Source organism: Catenuloplanes niger, from assembly GCF_031458255.1.
GTDB lineage: Bacteria > Actinomycetota > Actinomycetes > Mycobacteriales > Micromonosporaceae > Catenuloplanes > Catenuloplanes niger.
In genome coordinates, this window is sequence record NZ_JAVDYC010000001.1 from 548,446 (window position 1) to 563,756 (window position 15,311).

At 73.3% G+C, this 15,311-nt stretch carries 17 protein-coding genes; 10 read left to right on the forward strand and 7 right to left on the reverse strand.

What is annotated here, in order from left to right; all coding sequences use genetic code 11:
• The first annotated feature begins 26 nt into the window (after window positions 1-26).
• Entirely contained in the window at window positions 27-788 is a 762-nt protein-coding gene (locus J2S44_RS02410; protein ID WP_310408642.1) for a PilZ domain-containing protein, read from the forward strand.
• 192 nt (window positions 789-980) lie between these two features.
• A complete protein-coding gene (locus tag J2S44_RS02415; protein ID WP_310408644.1) occupies window positions 981-1,400 on the forward strand; it encodes an SRPBCC family protein in 420 nt (139 codons plus the stop codon).
• Between the two features lie 203 nt (window positions 1,401-1,603).
• On the opposite strand, the gene J2S44_RS02420 is transcribed toward J2S44_RS02415, so the two are convergent.
• Window positions 1,604-1,852: a winged helix-turn-helix domain-containing protein gene (locus J2S44_RS02420; protein WP_310408646.1), complete on the reverse strand. Its 249-nt coding sequence runs from the start codon at window positions 1,850-1,852 to the stop codon at window positions 1,604-1,606.
• A 310-nt stretch (window positions 1,853-2,162) separates the two neighbouring features.
• Between J2S44_RS02420 and J2S44_RS02425 the strand changes: the two genes are divergently transcribed.
• The 3 genes from J2S44_RS02425 to J2S44_RS02435 all read left to right on the forward strand — a co-directional run bounded on the left by J2S44_RS02425 (window position 2,163) and on the right by J2S44_RS02435 (window position 4,973).
• A complete protein-coding gene (locus J2S44_RS02425; RefSeq protein ID WP_310408648.1) occupies window positions 2,163-3,269 on the forward strand; it encodes an ABC transporter substrate-binding protein in 1,107 nt (368 codons plus the stop codon).
• A 7-nt stretch (window positions 3,270-3,276) separates the two neighbouring features.
• Window positions 3,277-4,101: a class I SAM-dependent methyltransferase gene (locus J2S44_RS02430; RefSeq protein WP_310408650.1), complete on the forward strand. Its 825-nt coding sequence runs from the start codon at window positions 3,277-3,279 to the stop codon at window positions 4,099-4,101.
• 116 nt (window positions 4,102-4,217) lie between these two features.
• Window positions 4,218-4,973, forward strand: coding sequence for an ABC transporter permease (locus J2S44_RS02435; RefSeq protein ID WP_310408652.1), 756 nt, complete (start codon window positions 4,218-4,220; stop codon window positions 4,971-4,973).
• Here J2S44_RS02435 and J2S44_RS02440 read toward each other — a convergent pair.
• The 6 genes from J2S44_RS02440 to J2S44_RS02465 form a co-directional block, all read right to left on the reverse strand.
• Window positions 4,970-5,572: a TetR/AcrR family transcriptional regulator gene (locus J2S44_RS02440; protein WP_310408653.1), complete on the reverse strand. Its 603-nt coding sequence runs from the start codon at window positions 5,570-5,572 to the stop codon at window positions 4,970-4,972. The two genes, J2S44_RS02435 and J2S44_RS02440, sit on opposite strands and share 4 nt — an antisense overlap.
• 65 nt (window positions 5,573-5,637) lie before the next feature.
• Window positions 5,638-6,888 (reverse strand): PLP-dependent aminotransferase family protein, encoded by a 1,251-nt coding sequence (locus J2S44_RS02445; protein ID WP_310408654.1) that lies wholly within the window; start codon window positions 6,886-6,888, stop codon window positions 5,638-5,640.
• Between the two features lie 180 nt (window positions 6,889-7,068).
• Window positions 7,069-7,329 (reverse strand): hypothetical protein, encoded by a 261-nt coding sequence (locus tag J2S44_RS02450; RefSeq protein ID WP_310408655.1) that lies wholly within the window; start codon window positions 7,327-7,329, stop codon window positions 7,069-7,071.
• A gap of 43 nt (window positions 7,330-7,372) precedes the next feature.
• Window positions 7,373-8,779: an acetyl-CoA acetyltransferase gene (locus J2S44_RS02455; RefSeq protein WP_310408657.1), complete on the reverse strand. Its 1,407-nt coding sequence runs from the start codon at window positions 8,777-8,779 to the stop codon at window positions 7,373-7,375.
• Window positions 8,780-8,817: 38 nt separating this feature from the next.
• Window positions 8,818-9,933, reverse strand: a complete 1,116-nt coding sequence (locus tag J2S44_RS02460; protein WP_310408659.1) for an NAD(P)H-dependent flavin oxidoreductase — start codon at window positions 9,931-9,933, stop codon at window positions 8,818-8,820.
• Between the two features lie 45 nt (window positions 9,934-9,978).
• The gene (locus J2S44_RS02465; protein WP_310408661.1) at window positions 9,979-10,770 is read right to left on the reverse strand and encodes an isocitrate lyase/PEP mutase family protein; all 792 of its coding nucleotides are present in this window, start codon (window positions 10,768-10,770) and stop codon (window positions 9,979-9,981) included.
• A 24-nt stretch (window positions 10,771-10,794) separates the two neighbouring features.
• On the opposite strand from J2S44_RS02465, the gene J2S44_RS02470 reads away from it, so the two are divergent.
• From J2S44_RS02470 to J2S44_RS02490, 5 genes are all read left to right on the forward strand, one after another.
• The gene (locus tag J2S44_RS02470; protein WP_310408662.1) at window positions 10,795-11,826 is read left to right on the forward strand and encodes a hypothetical protein; all 1,032 of its coding nucleotides are present in this window, start codon (window positions 10,795-10,797) and stop codon (window positions 11,824-11,826) included.
• 84 nt (window positions 11,827-11,910) lie between these two features.
• Window positions 11,911-12,744, forward strand: a complete 834-nt coding sequence (locus J2S44_RS02475; protein ID WP_310408664.1) for an ABC transporter ATP-binding protein — start codon at window positions 11,911-11,913, stop codon at window positions 12,742-12,744.
• Entirely contained in the window at window positions 12,741-13,562 is an 822-nt protein-coding gene (locus J2S44_RS02480; RefSeq protein ID WP_310408665.1) for an ABC transporter permease, read from the forward strand. Before J2S44_RS02475 ends, J2S44_RS02480 begins: the two co-directional genes overlap by 4 nt.
• Window positions 13,520-14,680 carry a sensor histidine kinase gene (locus tag J2S44_RS02485; RefSeq protein WP_310408666.1) on the forward strand — a complete coding sequence of 387 codons (1,161 nt, stop codon included), beginning with the start codon at window positions 13,520-13,522 and terminating at the stop codon, window positions 14,678-14,680. Before J2S44_RS02480 ends, J2S44_RS02485 begins: the two co-directional genes overlap by 43 nt.
• Entirely contained in the window at window positions 14,677-15,294 is a 618-nt protein-coding gene (locus J2S44_RS02490) for a response regulator (RefSeq protein ID WP_310408668.1), read from the forward strand. Before J2S44_RS02485 ends, J2S44_RS02490 begins: the two co-directional genes overlap by 4 nt.
• Window positions 15,295-15,311: the final 17 nt, after the last annotated feature.

The window sequence follows — 15,311 nt, forward strand, 5'->3', positions numbered from 1 at the left end:
AACCCTTTTATCGGTACGTTTGTGACATGGCGGATCTTCAGGGATGGGTGAACGTGCCGGTCCGGGTCGAGCCCGGCGGTGAGGCGGTCGTGATGGCCGCCGGCGACCGGTCGCTGCACCTGCGACGGGACGCCGGCACCTGGACCGGCCTGGAGCCGTTCGACACGGTCTCGCTGGTCCGCGTCACGCCGCTCGGCCGCTGGTGGGCCGCGGTCCGCGAGATCGACGGCGCCGACCTGCACCTCGGCGTCCCCCGCCCCACCGGCGCGGACCGCCGCCGCTACGCCCGGCAGCCGGTCGCCTCCACCATCACGGTCTGGTGGCCCGGCGCGGACGAGCCCGCCACCGGCAACACCACCGACATGTCGGTCGGCGGCTTCTCCGCCCGGCTCGACCGCGAGGTCCCGGCCGGCGTCACCGTCGCCGCCCGCATCTTCCTCGGCGAGTCCCCGATGACGTGCATCGCCGCCACCGTCGACGGGCGCCTCGGCAAAGCCCGCTTCGCGTTCACCCACCTGCGCCCGACCGACCGCGACATGGTCGCCGCCATCACCTGGACCACCGGTGCCGACGGCGCCGCCGTGCCCAGCGGCCCGGCCTGGCTCTGGGGCTCCGCCGGCTCCGCCCGGGTCACGTTCGCCGCCACCGCCCTCGGCGGCGCCATCAGCGGCGACGGCCTCACGGTTCACCGCGGCGAGCGCGTCGTGCTGGCCATCGACGACAAACTGCTCCTCGCGCGCGTCGTCTCGCTGGCCGGCGGTCGTCCCCGCCTCGCCTGGGACGACTGACTCCCGCCCCGGCACCGTCCGAGGTGGCCGGCCGCGTCACCGGCCGGCGGTCGCGCCACCGGCCGGCGGCCGTGTCACCCGGTGGCGCGGCCGCCGGGACGGGCGTCGCCGCGGAGCAGGCCGGGGACCGGGCGACCGCGGAACGTGGCAGCATCACGATCGGCGGGTTCCACGGGAGCGGAGGACGGGGCGATGGCGACGGTGCGTGCCGAGGTCTCGGTGGGGGTGCCGGCGGAGCCGGCGTGGGAGGCGGTGGCGGATGTCGGGGCGGTGCATCGGCGCATGCTGCCGGGACGGGTGCGGGACGCACGGATCGACGGCGACACCAGGATTCTGACGATGCCGGACGGGCACGAGGTCCGCGAGCTGATCGTGGGGATCGACCACGAGGCGCGCCGGATGGCCTACACCGTCGTGGGTGGACAGCGGTTGCCGATCACCTACCATCACGCGTTCTTTCAGGTCGTCCCGGAGGACGCCGGCACGTGCCGGCTTCTCTGGGTGACCGACGTGCTGCCACACGGTGCGGCGGCGCACGTCCGCCCCCGCGTGGAACGGGGAATCGCCGAGATCAGGGACGCCCTGGAGGCCGCCCACCCGGCGGAGCGATGACCATCACTCGAACGGGTGCAGTACGCAGCGTGACCGCTCACCGTGTCGGCGCAACAGATGTGCGGAGAGTGACCACTGTGGTCGTGGCACGACGTGGCCGGCTCCGACGCGGGGAGCGAACGGAGCGCCGGCGGAGTTGAGCGGACCGCGAGGTTTGCCCGCGGGAGCATGCGGAACACAACCCCCCGGGGAGCGGGAAAGTCCTAAATGGCCTGTGGCCTCGACTGCGTCGTGGAGTCGGCGGCGACATAGACGCCACGGCCCTGGTGGCCCTGGAGTTCACCGAGGGTGTTGAGCATGCGGATGGCCATCTTGACCGGCTCGGCGCTGCATTTGTAGGCGACGGTGAGTTCGGCGATGGAGGGCAGTTTGTCGCCGGGCTTCAGGTCACCGTTCGAGATCTTGGTGCGGATGTCAGCCATGATCTGCTGGTAGATGGGGGTGGCGGGCATGGTGAGGGGCTCCCTTGGTCAGCGCCTGCCATGACATCACGCTCGACCTCGGATAACAAGCATCCCAAGAATCCTCAGTATCCATAGTTGACTTGGAATGAGAAGCATTCTAGGTTTTCGACCCGAGGGTCCGCCCGTTCTGCTCTTGGTCAGCAACTTTGGGTGACGATGGCGGGCCCTCGCCCCCGAACGGGCCGGCCCGCGAAACGGCCACCCGGACGCCGTGTTGCCGCCGGAGATCCCCTCGCCGCGCCCCGCGGCCGCTCCCCGGCAACTTGGAATGCATAGAATTCCACGAAGGGATGTTGCAGTGGCATCACTGCTGAACCGGCCGCTCAGCCGCCGGACGCTGCTGGCAGGCAGCGCCGCGGCCGGCGTCGGCCTCACCGGGCTGGCCGCCGGTTGCACGTCGGACCAGGGCCCGGAGACCGCGGCGCCGAGTGGCGAGCTGCGCAAGACCACGTACATGACCGCGTTCGGTCTGCCGGGTCGCGAGGCGGCCGGTGCGGTGGCGAAGGGCAAGGGCTTCTTCACCGAGGCCGGCCTGGACGTGGAGATCCTCGCGGGCGCGGCCGGCGAGAAGAACTACGCCGCGATGGAGTCCGGGCAGGTCGACTTCGGCGCGGTGGACTGGTCCGGCGCGGTCCCGCGGTACGCCAAGGGCGGCAAGGCCGTGAAGATCGTGGCCGCGATCCACTCGCAGACGCTGATCTCCATGGTGACGCTGCCCAGCACCGGCATCTCCAGCGCGCGACAGCTGATCGGCAAGAAGATCGGCGTGGGTGCCGGCGCGGCGCCGAAGTCCGTCTTCCCGGCGTACGCGTCGGCGTTCAACATCGAGCCGGCCGAGCTGAAGACCGTGCAGTGGCAGGAGGTCGCGCCGGATCAGGTCGCGGGGCTGCTCATCGCGGGCAAGGTGGACGCGATCGGCCTGTTCGTCGCGGGTACGCCGGGCGTGCGCAAGGCCGCGATCGGCAAGGGCCTGATCACCAAGGAGCAGGACCTGGTGGTGCTGCCGTACAGCGACGGCCTGACCGACCTGATGGGCAACGTGCTGACCGCGCGCACCCAGCTCATCCAGGAGCAGCCGCAGCTGGTCCGGGACTTCACGAACGCGCTGATGAAGGGCCTGGACTACGCGGTCAACAACCCGGAGGAGGCGGCGAAGATCCTGGCCGAGCAGGTGCCGGAGACCGACCCGGAGGTGGCGGCCGCGGAACTGGTCATCATGAAGAACTACGTCTACCCGCAGGACACCACGAAGCCGGTCGGCTTCATCGACGTGGCGCGGGCGGCGAAGGGCGCGGCCATCCTCGAGGGCGTGCTGCAGCTGCCGCCGATCGACGTCGGCGACATGATCGACTTCAACTTCGTTCCCGGCGGTACGCCCGTGGCGGCGTCCGCGGCGGCGAAGTGAGGCGCGCGTGACGGACATCCGGCCCTACCCGCTCAGCAATTTGCACGCGGCGTCCACCGCGCACCACGACGCGCTCAGCGACCTGCTCGACGACGACACCATGTACCGGATCACGAGCCTGATCGACCGGGAGAGCTTCCCGGCGACCGGGCTGGCGTCCGGCACCTGGGCCGGCGCGAGCATGCTCGAGGTCGGCGCCGGAGCCGGCAGCGTGGCGCAGAAGATGCGCTACCTGGTCGGTGACTCGGGCCGGGTGGTCGCGCTGGACCTGCACCCGGCGATCGCGCCGGACGGCAACCTCGAGGTGGTGCAGCTCGACCTGCTCTCCGGCGATCCACTGCCCGAGGGGCCGTTCCACCTGATCCACGCGCGGCTGACGCTCGGCCACCTGCCACCGCGCAGGGAGATCACGGCGCGCCTCGCCGAGCGGCTGACCCCCGGTGGCTGGCTGTGCCTGGAGGACTTCCGGGCGCGGCGGGTGAACATCGCGGTGGCCGGTGCGGGCGCCGAGATCGTCGAGGAGTTCCAGCGGACCGTGGGCGAGAAGGTCTTCGACGCGCACGGTACGGATCCGGGCTGGGCGCCGAGCATCCACGGCGTCCTGACGGACCTCGGGCTGACCGATGTGGAGACGAAGACGTTCAGCTCGTACTGGGGTGGCGGGAACGCGGGCGCGCGCTTCCTGACCGCGATCCACGCGCAGACGTACGACAAGATGCTCGCCGCCGGCATGGCCAAGGACCGGCTGGACCGGGTGCCGGACATCATGGCCCATCCCGCGACGCTGATCCACGGCCACGAGGTGTTCTCGGTCGTCGGCCAGCGCGCCTGAGAGACGTGCCGGGCGTGCCCGCGCACACCGGGACCGCCATCTTCCCGGTGTGCCCGCGCACGCCCGGCACCTCCGAAGTGGACCGAGCCACACCGTGTATGTGAGGAGTGTTCCGGGTGTCTCTGCGCGCGACCTTCCTGCCGACCGCCGGGGTCATCGGCGTCGTGCTGGCCTGGTGGTCGTTCACCGTGCTCGGCGGCGTGCCCGAGTTCTTCCTGCCGTCGCCGCCGCAGATCTTCGACGCGTTCCTGCAGAAGCCGGAGTACCTGCTCGGCGAGGCGGGCGTCACGCTGATCGAGACGCTGGCCGGGTTCGCGATCGCGACCGTGGCCGGGCTCGCGATCGGCGTGGGGCTGGCCGCGTCGTCCACCGCCGACCGGATCACGCTGCCGGTCTTCGTGGCGCTGAACGCCGTACCGAAGGTGGCCCTGGCACCGCTGTTGCTCTTCTGGCTCGGCTTCGGGTTCCCGCCGAAGATCACGCTGGTCGCGATCATGTGCTTCTTCCCGATCCTGCTCGCGGTCAAGCAGGGGCTGACGTCCGCGCCGACCGAGTCGCTGGAGCTGGCCGCGTCGCTGTGCGCGAGCCGGTGGCAGACATTCCTGAAGATCCGCTTCCACTACGCGCTGCCGCAGATCTTCCTCGGCCTGAAGACCGCGATCAACCTGGCCGTGATCGGCGCGGTGGTGGCCGAGCTGTCGAACCCGGAGCGCGGTCTCGGCACCGTGATCAGCCGCAGCACCTCGAACTTCGACACACCGGCCGCGTTCGCCGCGATCGCGTTGCTCGCGGTCATCTCGGTGGCGCTGTTCTACGGCGTGGCGCTGATCGAGCGGCTGCTGCTGCCCTGGGCCCGGGAGATCAGCGGCTAGACCGACGCGCGCCAGCCGCGCAGGACCGCCTCGACCGCCTGCCGGCCGAGACGCACCGCGCGGTCCGGGCCGATCGTGCCGAGTTGGCCGAGCGACGCCATCCCGTGCAGGGTGCCCCAGACGATCTCGCAGGCCTCCTCCGTCTCCAGCGGGACCGCGTGCGTGGCGGACCAGTCGGCCAGTGCCCGGTAGGCGAGCGCGATCAGCGGCCCGGCGGCCCGTCTCCGCGCCGCGGCGTCCAGCAGCGTGTTGTTCATCGCCTGGTAGAGGTGCGGATGCGCGCCCGCGTAGCGGAGGTAGGCCTCGGCACCGTGCAGCAACCGGTCCCCGGTGGCCGGCATCGCCGCGCTCATCTCCCGGTGCAGTTCGTGGTACCCGTGTTCGACCAGCGCCAGCAGCAGCCCGTCCTTGCCGTCGAAGTGCTGGTAGACGATCGGCGGCGTGTACTCCACCTCGGCCGCGACCCGGCGCACGGTCAGCGCGGCCGCGCCCTCCGACTCCAGGATCTCCAGCGCCGCCGCCACGATCCGGTCGCGGACGTTCGACCGCTCCCGCTCCCGCCGCCGCACCGCGCCGCTCGTTGACGTCTTCTCCGGCACGCCCCTTATTTAACAGCGTTCGAAAATCTAACGCCGCTGGGCGCACCGTACGCGGCGCGGCGGTGTCAGCGGGCGGGCTGGCTGGGCAGCACGTACGGGCTGTGCAGGTGCTGGCGGAGCGCGCGGACGTCGAAGGCGACCCGGTCGCGCGCGTCCGGGTCGCGGATGGCCAGCGACATCAGCGCGGCGAGGCGTGGCGCGTGGCCCTCGGTGAGGCCGGTGTGGACCGCTTCGGCGACGCCGAGGCTGAGCGCGGGCGCGCCGCCGAGGCCGGGCAGGTCGTGGCGGATCTCGGCGTCGATGCCACCGGCGGCGAGCCGTTCACCGGCGCGGGCGGCGTCGACCCCGGCCGCGCGGGTGTCGACCCAGAGCTGGTGGCCGCCGGTGTAGCCGTGCTCCGCGGCCTGCGGCGGGAGGCCGGCGGCCGCCAGCGCGTCGCCGAGCGCGCGGGCCGTGCGGACGATCGCGCGCGCGTAGGGCAGCCCGGCCCGGGACTGGAACTCGGCCAGGGCCAGGCCGAGCGCGCAGACCGCGGCCAGGTGGTGGGAGGCGATCAGGTCGCGCTCGGCCGCGAAGACCGCCTCGGCGACCGCCGCGGTGCGCATGGCGAGCAGCCCGTGCTGCGGCCCGGGGAACGCGGTGTGGGTGGACCCGCCGATGCTGTCCGCGCCGAGGTGCAGCGGGTTGGCCAGCAGGCCGCCGAAGATCAGCGGCATGGTGGCGGAGATGTCCACGTGCGTGCGGGCGGCGCCGGTCGCGGCCAGCAGCTCCGGCAGCGGCAGCGGGAACAGGCCGCCGTCCTCGAAGATGACCAGCGCCGGGCGGTGCGCCGCGGTCGCGGCCGCCAGCGCGGCGGGATCCGGCCGGTACGGGTCCGCGTGCGTGAGATGCACGTCCGCGTAGCGCATGCGGCGGACCAGCCGCGCGGTGCGGCAGACGCCCTCGTGCGCCGCGTGCACGATCAGCACGGTCGAGCCCGGCGGCGCGTCCAGCGAGGCGAGCACGAGCGTGGTCGACTGGGTGCCGGAGAGCGGCCGGGCGGAGACGTAGGAGGCACCGGTCGCGTCGTGCAGCAGCGGCAGCGTCACGTCGGTCTCGATGCGGGCGGCGTGCCGGCGGGAGGGCAGCGTCCAACCGCCGGGCTCACCATCAATGTTGAAGAACGCACGGGCGGCCGCGTCCGTGCCGTACGCGGCTCTGGCCAGCCGGGACCCGGCGTTCTCGGTCGGGACCAGCGAGATGATCCGAGCCGCGCGGCGCTGGTGGCTGGAGAGAGCGTCGAGTCCGGCGGACAGCAGATCCTCAACGTCGACCACGGCGGGCACGGTCCTCCTCGGGGCACGGGTGCTGCGGGCCGCGGCAGCCTAGGGCGTGCAGAGGGACTCTACGTGAGTAACGGGATCGCCGCAGTCCGTGCTGTCATCGTGCCGTACCAATGGGTGATATTGAAGCTCTTCCACCGGCACGTTCGACCGTCATCGATCCAGAATGGAGGATCAGTAGCTCGTGTAGGTGACCGTCTCGGTGTACGTGACGCTGACCTCCTCGGCGGCCAGCGAGGTGTAGCCGCCCGGCACCTCGTAGGTCTCCTCCGCGATGCCGTCGCCGTCCACGTCGTAGGTGGCGACGTCCGCGAGCCCGTCGTTGTCGAGGTCCGCGACGGTGAGGATGCTGCCGTCCGCGTACTCCTCCGCGATCACGTGGTCGTCCGTGCCGTTGCCGTCCGCGTCCATCATGAACTCGTAGATCTCGCTCATCGCCGTGCTCCTGTCGTGTGGTGCTTGCTGTGTGACAACGACATTAGGCGGCGGGCGGGCGCGGCGAATCCCGGAAATGTGCCAGCAGGTCGCCCTCCTCGGGCGTGGCGGTCACGAAGCGGCGGCCGTCCGCCGTGCGGCCGATCACGACGGCGTGCTGCCCGGGCTTGCGGGTGTACGTCTCGACGGTCACCGGGCCGGCCGGGTCGTCGGTCACGTCCACCGCCGGCACCGCGTCCAGCCCGGCCTGGATCGTCGCACTGTCGTTCGCGCGCCACCGGGCCGGCGCGGTGGAGTAGATCCCGGCCGAGTACTTGCTGAGGAACCCGCCGTTCGCCCCGACCAGCCCGAACGTGCCGGGTGCCCGGCGGGCCCGGCGGACCGTCTCCACGATCGCGTGCAGCGCGTAGTTGTTGCCCGGCCCACCGAAGAACGGCAGGCCGCCGGTGACGGTCAGCCCGCGCGGATCGTCGGCCGGCAGCCCGAGCCCGTCGCAGACCGCGAACACCGCGATCGGGAAGCAGCTGTACAGGTCGATCGTGGTCAGGTCGTCCAGGCCGATGCCGGCGACGTCCAGCGCGTGCCGGACCGCGGCGGTCGCGGCCGGGTAGGCGGACAGGTCCGGGCGGTCGAGCACGTCCCGTTCGCGCAGGTCGGCGTGGCCGTGCAGGAACACCCACCGGTCCCGCGGAATCCGCCGGCGTCGCGCGACGTCCACCGAGGTCAGCAGCACGGCCGCGCCCTGGTTGACCTTGTCCCGGGAGACCAGGTACCGCGGGTACGGGTCGGCGACCAGCCGGTTCGACGGCGTCACCGTGACCAGCTCCGCGGCGGTACGCACGGTGCGCACGGCCGCGTGCGGGTGCGCGGCCGCGACCCGGGTGAACGGTGCGAACAGCGCGCCCATCGCGGCCGTGTAGTCCGCGTGGGACAGGCCGAGGCGGGCGCGCCGGGCGTGTTCGAACAGCGCGTACTGGCCGGGCGGGTCGAGCAGGCCGTGCGCGGCGAGCCGGGGCGGCGCGAGACCGTCCAGCCCGTACCCCCGGTCCTCGATCCGGCCCTCGGCGTGCTCGGTGAAGTCGGGGCGGTCGTCGGCGCCGGCCCAGTGCGCGACCGTGGACATCGCCTCGGCGCCGCAGATCAGCGCGGTGTCCGCGCGCCCGGCCGCGATCTCCCCGGCCAGCTCGGTGACCAGGCGCTGCGGTGCCTGGCCGCCGGTGACCTCGAGGATCGCCCGCTTCGGGGTCCGGCCGAGCCGGGCCGCGATCGCGCGCGGCACGTTGTCGGCGCGGCCCAGCGGCGCGTGCGACCAGGGCGTGGAGATCTCGAACTGGCGGACCGCCGCGATGATGTCGACCGGGACGCCGTGCAGCGCCTGCGCTGCGGCCTCGGCCGCGAGGTCCACCGCGGAGCGCCGCCGGTAGTCCGGGTCGGTCAGCCGCTCGGACACCTCCCCCACCCCGACGATCACCGGCGTGCGGTCCGCGCTCACAGCGCCCGGCCCAGCTCGGCGATCCGGGCCGCGCACTCCTCCGCCATCGTCCGGGTGATCTCCGCGGCCGGGCGCAGGCCGGTGAACGAGCCGACCACCTGCCCGACGAAGAACGACTCGAGCCGCAGCGCGCCCTCGTGCCCGGCCGCGGCCGCGTCGTCGATGCGCTGCCAGGCCTCGCCGGTCAGCAGCGGCTGCAACGGCAACGGCAGCGGCGCCGGGCTGCCCGGGCGCTCCCACTCGTCGTGCCAGGCGCTGCGCAGCTGCCGGGCCGGCTTGCCGGTGCGGGTCGGCGAACGCACGGTGTCCGCGCTGGTCACGTCCACGAACTTCGCCTTGATCGCGGCGTTCGCCACGTCCTCGTGGCTGGACAGCCAGACCGAGCCGCACCACACGCCGGCCGCGCCGAGCGCGAGCGCGGCCGCCATCTGCCGCCCGTCCGCGATCCCGCCGGCGGCGAGCACCGGCGTGTCCCCGGCCCGGTCGACGATCTCCGGGGTGAGGACCATGGTGGCGATCGTGCCGGTGTGCCCGCCGGCCTCGGTGCCCTGCGCGATCAGCAGGTCGACGCCGGCCGCGAGCTGGCGTGCCGCGTGCTTCGGCGCGCCGACCAGCGCGGCCACGATCACGCCGGCCGCCTTGCCGCGCGCGACCAGGTCCGGCGGTGGCGTGCCGAGCGCGTTCGCGATCAGTGAGATCCGGTGCTGGAACGCGACGTCGAGCAGCGCGGTCACGCCGGCCGGGCTGACCCCGGCCGCGAACTCGGCCGCGACGTCCCGGGTGGTGGTCGGCGGGATGCCGTAGCGGTCGAGCAGGTCGTCGACGAACGCGAAGTGCGCGGCCGGGATCTGCGCGCGCAGGCTGGCGATCAGATCGTCCGGGTCGCCGGCGGCGAACCTCTCCGGCACGAGCAGGTCCACGCCGTACGGCCGGCCGCGCACCTGCTCCTCGATCCAGGTCAGCTGCGCGTCCAGCTCGTCCGGCGCGTACGCGGACGCGGCCAGCACGCCGAACCCGCCCGCGTTGGTCACCGCCGCCACCACGGCCGGCGACCGGTTGAAACCCACGATCGGATGCCGTACCCCGGTCAGTTCCGTGAAGGCGGTTCGCATCGACGCTCCCCTTTCAGACCACGACCCCCCGACCGTACGCGATGGTCACTCACGTTCGCTGCCGAAGGCGCGGCCGATCTCCTCCTCGGTCAGCGAGTTCGCGCGGAACGTGGTGGTGCCGGGGCCGAGCAGCTCCAGCGCGGCGGTGCGGGCCGCGCCGTAGGCGGCCCAGGCGAGAGCGCCGCCGGTGGAGACCCGGCGGACGCCGAGCGCGGCCAGCTCCGGGACGCTCGGGGCGCCGGCCACCGCGAGCACGTTGACCGGCGCGCCGGCCGCGGCGACCACCCGGGCGATGTCGTCCGGCGTGCGCAGGCCGGGGGCGTAGAGCACGTCCGCGCCGGCCGCCCGGTAGGCGCGCAACCGGGCGATCGTGTCGTCCAGGTCGTCGTGGCCGTAGAGGTGGTTCTCGGCGCGGGCGGTGAGCACGATGCCGTGCCGGGCGCAGGCCTCCGCGGCGGCCGCGACCCGCGCGGCGGCGTCCCCGGCCGGCGTGACCGCACCGGTGGCCGGGTCGTAGTCCTCGATGGAGATCCCGGCCGCTCCGGCGTCCGCGAGCGCGTCCACGGTCGCGGCGACGTCGTCGAAGCAGCGTTCCGCGTCCACGTTGAGCGGCACGCCGACCGCGGCGGTGAGCGCGGCCACGTGCGCGCACAGCTCGGCCAGCGTCACCCGCTGGTCGAGTCTGCCGAGCGCCGCGGCCAGGCCGGAGGAGGTCGTGGCGAGCGCGGCGGAGCCGAGACTCTCCAGCAGCCGCGCGGAGCCGGTGTCCCACGGGTTCGGCATGACGAACGTGCCGTCGGTGTGCAGTGCGCGGAAGCGGTCGCGGAGATCGGTCATGGGGCCCAGCGTACGATCTCCGCCATGCAGGATCGGGTACTCGAGACATCCGTCGACGCCGTCATCGCCGCGCTGGAGGCGCTGGACCGGGAGGCGTTCGGCGAGGCGATGCAGGACCTGGCGCAGGCCACGCCGCGGTCCCGGCCGGACGAGGTCGCGGCCGCGTTGACCCGGCTCGCGCCGGTGCTGGCGGGGCTGCCGATCGGTGTGGGCGGACACCTCGCGCAGCTGGCCGGCAGCATGGTCGACTTCGGTGGCACGCCGGACCTGGTGCTGCCGGTGCTGGTCGAGCGCGCCTGCGAGGTGCTGGAGGCGGCGGCCCGGTTCCACGCGCTGCACGAGAAGGCGTACGGCGAGACCCCGAGCCCGGACGACCACGAGGCGATCGGGCTCGCCATCGAGCGGTTCGCCGAGGGCGCGGCGACACACGGACTGTCCGAGGTAGAGGGACAGACGCTGATCGAGGCGTGGTTCACCGCCGACGTCTGGGTGCAGCCGGTGCTCTACCTGGCGCAGCGCCGCGACGTGCGGGTGGCGCTGCCGCAGCGCGAGCGGTTGGTCGCGGCGGTCGAGGCGACCCGCGAGTGGATCGGCACGGCCGGCTGGCTGCACGGGCTGCTGCTGGTCCTCGACGACGAGCCGCTGATCGTGCTGCACCGGGCGACCGGGCGCGCGTTCGAGGTCACGATCAGCGGGATCGGTGACAACTTCCAGCTGCACACGCTGCTGGCGGCCGCGCTGCTGGACGGCGACGACCGCCCGTCCGAGGCGGAGATCGCGGCCGCGACCGACGGGCCCGAGCTGGAGCCGGAGGGCGGCATGATCGGCCGGGTGAACCTGGTCGACGGCGAGGGCACCTGGATCTGGAACGAGGGCCGGCCGGCGGACATCCCGGTCTACGAGGGCGCGCGCGTCGTGGTGCTGGACCCGCCGCCGTACCGGCGCAGCTGGAACACCGGCCGGCCGTACCCGCTGATGGTGCCGTCGGTGACCGCGGAGCAGCTGCCGTCCGCCGAGGCCGCGCGCTGGATGAGCCTGGTCAAGCCGGCCGCCTGACGCGCGTGTCCACCAACCGGTGGACAACCGGATTCCGTCCACCGGTCGTCCCGCGGGCCGTCGTGCGCCCGAAGAATCGAGTGCATGGCAGTCATCGAGGTCGAGGACCTCAGAAAACGGTACGGCCCGCACACGGCCGTCGACGGCGTCACGCTGACGGTCGCCCGCGGCGAGGTGTTCGGGCTGCTCGGCCCGAACGGCGCCGGCAAGACCACCACGGTCGAGATCCTGGAGGGCTACCGCCGGCGCGACGGCGGCGCGGTGCGGGTGCTCGGCGAGGACCCGGGCCACGCCGGGCGCCGCTGGCGGTCCCGGCTCGGGATCGTGCCGCAGGGCGCGCAGGACGGCGGTGAGCTGACCGTGCGCGAGTACGTCCGGCACGTGGCCGGCTTCTATCCCCGGCCACGTGACCCGGACACCGTGATCGAACGCTGCGGCCTGGACACGAAGGCCGGCGCGAGACTGCGCACGCTCTCCGGCGGTCAGCGCCGGCGGGTGGACGTGGCGCTCGGCATCGTCGGCGACCCGGAGCTGCTCTTCCTGGACGAGCCGACCACCGGCTTCGACCCGGAGGCCCGCCGGGCGTTCTGGTCGCTGATCCGCGACCTCGCCGCGGACGGCACCACGATCGTGCTGACCAGCCACTACCTGGACGAGGTGGAGGCGCTCGCGACCCGGCTGGCGGTGCTGGCCGGCGGCCGGGTCGTGGCCGAGGGCACGCCGGACGTGATCGGCGGCCGGACCGCGGAGTCGGTCGTCAGCTGGCAGGACGGGGACGGCCCGCACCGGGTGGTGACGGACGCGCCGCTGCCGCTGCTGTCCACGCTGGCCGGCCGCGCGACGCCGGTGACCGGGCTGCGCGTGCAGCCGCGCAGCCTCGAGGACGTCTACCTGGAGCTGATCGGGGAGAACCGATGACGACCGAGACCCTGCCGCTGCCCTCCACGCTGCGGACCGGCCTGGCCCGGGGCGCGGCCGAGGTGCGCGCCTACTTCCGCGAGCGGGACGCCGTGGTGTTCACGTTCGCGCTGCCCACGGTGATCCTGATCCTGCTCGGAATGATATTCGACGAGCCGCTGGACGGCGTCCCGGACGTGACGGTCAGCCAGGTGTTCGCGGCCGGGATGGTCGCCTACGGCATCCTGTCGACCGCGTTCATCAGCATCGGGATGGGCATCGTCGCCGACCGCGAGGACGGCACGCTGAAGCGCCTGCGCGGCACGCCGGTCACGGCCGGTGCGTACCTGATCGGGAAGATCGTGCTGGTGGCGGTGACCACGGCCGCGTCCGTCGCACTGATGCTGGCCGTCGCGGTGCTGCTCTTCGACCTTGAACTGCCCGGCGACACGGGGCGCTGGATCACGTTCACCTGGTTGATGGCGCTGTCGGTGGTCGCCTGCACGCTGCTGGGCATCGCCGCCAGCACGCTGGCCCGGTCCACGCGCAGCGCACCCGCGGTGATGAACCTGCCGGTGCTGGCGCTGCAGTTCACCTCCGGCATCTTCGTGCACGTCACCACGCTGCCGGATGGGATGCTGACCGTGGCGTCGTGGTTCCCGGTGAAGTGGATGGGTCAGGGCTTCCGGTCGGTCTTCCTGCCGGACGCGGTGGCCGCGCAGGAGGTGGCGGGCTCGTGGGAGCACGGCAGGATCGCGCTGGTGCTGACCGCGTGGTGCCTGGTGGGCCTGGCGCTGTGCCTGGCGACGTTCCGCTGGACGGACCGCCGCACGCGATGAAGCGCTGGCTGTGGCCGTGGGACGCCTTCGGCGGCACCGCGCTGGTCGTGGTGGCGGTGTCCGTCGCCCGGAACGCGGAGACGTCCCCGGCCGCCCGCGCGGTGTCGGTGGCCGCGCTCGCGCTGATCGCGGCCGCCTGGCTGTTCTGGGGCCGGCGGATCGCGCCGCACGAGGACGACGACACCGCGCACGGCAGCGTCTGGTTCGGCGTCGTGCTGGTCGCGCTGTTCGGGATCGCGGTGTCGGCGTCGGAGATGAGCACGTTCGCGCTGTTCGGGATCGCGCCGATGCCGTTCCTGTGCATGCCGTCCCGCGCCGCGCTGGTCACGGCCGCGGCGCTGAACCTGACGCCGCTGCCGGTCGACGTGCTGCACCGCGCCGGGTGGGAGGAGCTGCGGATCGACGGTGGGATCGCGCTGCTCGGGCTGGCGTTCTCCGCGCTGCTCGGCACCACCATCGACCGGATCTCCCGGGAGAGCCGGGAACGGGCCCGGCTGATCGAGGAACTGGAGGCGAGCCGCGCCCGGGTGGCGGCGCTGTCGCACGACGCGGGCGTGACGGCGGAACGGGCCCGGCTGGCCGCGGAGATCCACGACACGCTCGCGCAGGGCTTCACCAGTATCGTCACGCTGGCCCAGGCGATCGAGTCCGAGCTGGACACGGACCGGGCCGCGGCGGACCGGCACCTGGCGCTGGTGCTGCGGACCGCGCGGGAGAACCTGGCCGAGGCGCGGGCCATGGTGACCGTGCTGGCGCCGGCGGACCTGCACGGCCGGCCGCTGGCCGAGGTGCTGCACCGGCTGGCCGCCTCGCACGGCGCGCAGTGTCACGTGGAGAGCGGCGACTTCCCGACCGCGGTCGAGGTGGTGATCGTGCGGACCGTGCAGGAGGCGCTGGCGAACGTCCGCCGGCATGCGCGGGCGACCACCGTCACCGTGGACCTGGTCGGCGGCCGCCTGACCGTCAGCGACGACGGCATCGGCTTCGACCAGGAGCCGGACCACGGCGGGTACGGGCTGCGCGGCATGCGGGCCCGGGCCGCGCAGATCGGCGCCCGTCTCACCGTCACCTCCGCGCCCGGAGCCGGAACCACGATCGAGTTGGACGTACCCTCATGATCAAGATTTTGCTGGTGGACGACCACCCGGTGGTCCGGGACGGACTGCGCGGCATGCTCGGCGCGGAACCCGATCTGGACGTGGTCGGCGAGGCCGGCTCCGGCGCGGAGGCGGTGACCGCGGCCCGCGCGCTGCGCCCGGACGTGGTGCTGATGGACCTGCGCATGCCGGGTGTGGACGGCGCGACCGCGACCGGCCTGATCCTGGCCGAGCTGCCCGCCACCCGGGTGGTCGTGCTCACCACGTACGACACGGACGCGGACATCCTGCGCGCGGTCGAGGCGGGCGCGTCCGGTTACCTGCTCAAGGACGCCAGCCGCGCGGAGCTGACCGGCGCGATCCGGGCGGCCGGGCGCGGCGAGACCGTGCTGGCCCCGGCCGTCGCGGGCCGGCTGGTCCGGCAGGTGCGGCAGCCGGCCGCGCCGGGCCTGTCCGCGCGCGAGCTGGAGGTGCTGCGGCTGGTCGCGCGGGGGCACACGAACGCGGAGATCGGCCGCCACCTGCACATCAGCGAGGCGACCGTGAAGACGCACCTGCTGCGCGCGTTCGCGAAGCTGGACGTCTCCGACCGGACGGCCGCAGTCACCACCGCGATGTCGCGCGGACTGCTGTGACCACGGCCGCCCCGGTC

Bases quoted from the DNA above. Each gene is read 5' to 3' on its own strand.
- J2S44_RS02410 (WP_310408642.1), top strand. From the start codon at position 27: ATGGCGGATCTTCAGGGATGGGTGAACGTGCCGGTCCGGGTCGAGCCC.
- J2S44_RS02415 (WP_310408644.1), top strand. From the start codon at position 981: ATGGCGACGGTGCGTGCCGAGGTCTCGGTGGGGGTGCCGGCGGAGCCG.
- J2S44_RS02420 (WP_310408646.1), bottom strand. From the start codon at position 1,852: ATGCCCGCCACCCCCATCTACCAGCAGATCATGGCTGACATCCGCACC.
- J2S44_RS02450 (WP_310408655.1), bottom strand. From the start codon at position 7,329: ATGAGCGAGATCTACGAGTTCATGATGGACGCGGACGGCAACGGCACG.
- J2S44_RS02460 (WP_310408659.1), bottom strand. From the start codon at position 9,933: ATGCGAACCGCCTTCACGGAACTGACCGGGGTACGGCATCCGATCGTG.
- J2S44_RS02465 (WP_310408661.1), bottom strand. From the start codon at position 10,770: ATGACCGATCTCCGCGACCGCTTCCGCGCACTGCACACCGACGGCACG.
- J2S44_RS02470 (WP_310408662.1), top strand. From the start codon at position 10,795: ATGCAGGATCGGGTACTCGAGACATCCGTCGACGCCGTCATCGCCGCG.
- J2S44_RS02475 (WP_310408664.1), top strand. From the start codon at position 11,911: ATGGCAGTCATCGAGGTCGAGGACCTCAGAAAACGGTACGGCCCGCAC.
- J2S44_RS02480 (WP_310408665.1), top strand. From the start codon at position 12,741: ATGACGACCGAGACCCTGCCGCTGCCCTCCACGCTGCGGACCGGCCTG.
- J2S44_RS02490 (WP_310408668.1), top strand. From the start codon at position 14,677: ATGATCAAGATTTTGCTGGTGGACGACCACCCGGTGGTCCGGGACGGA.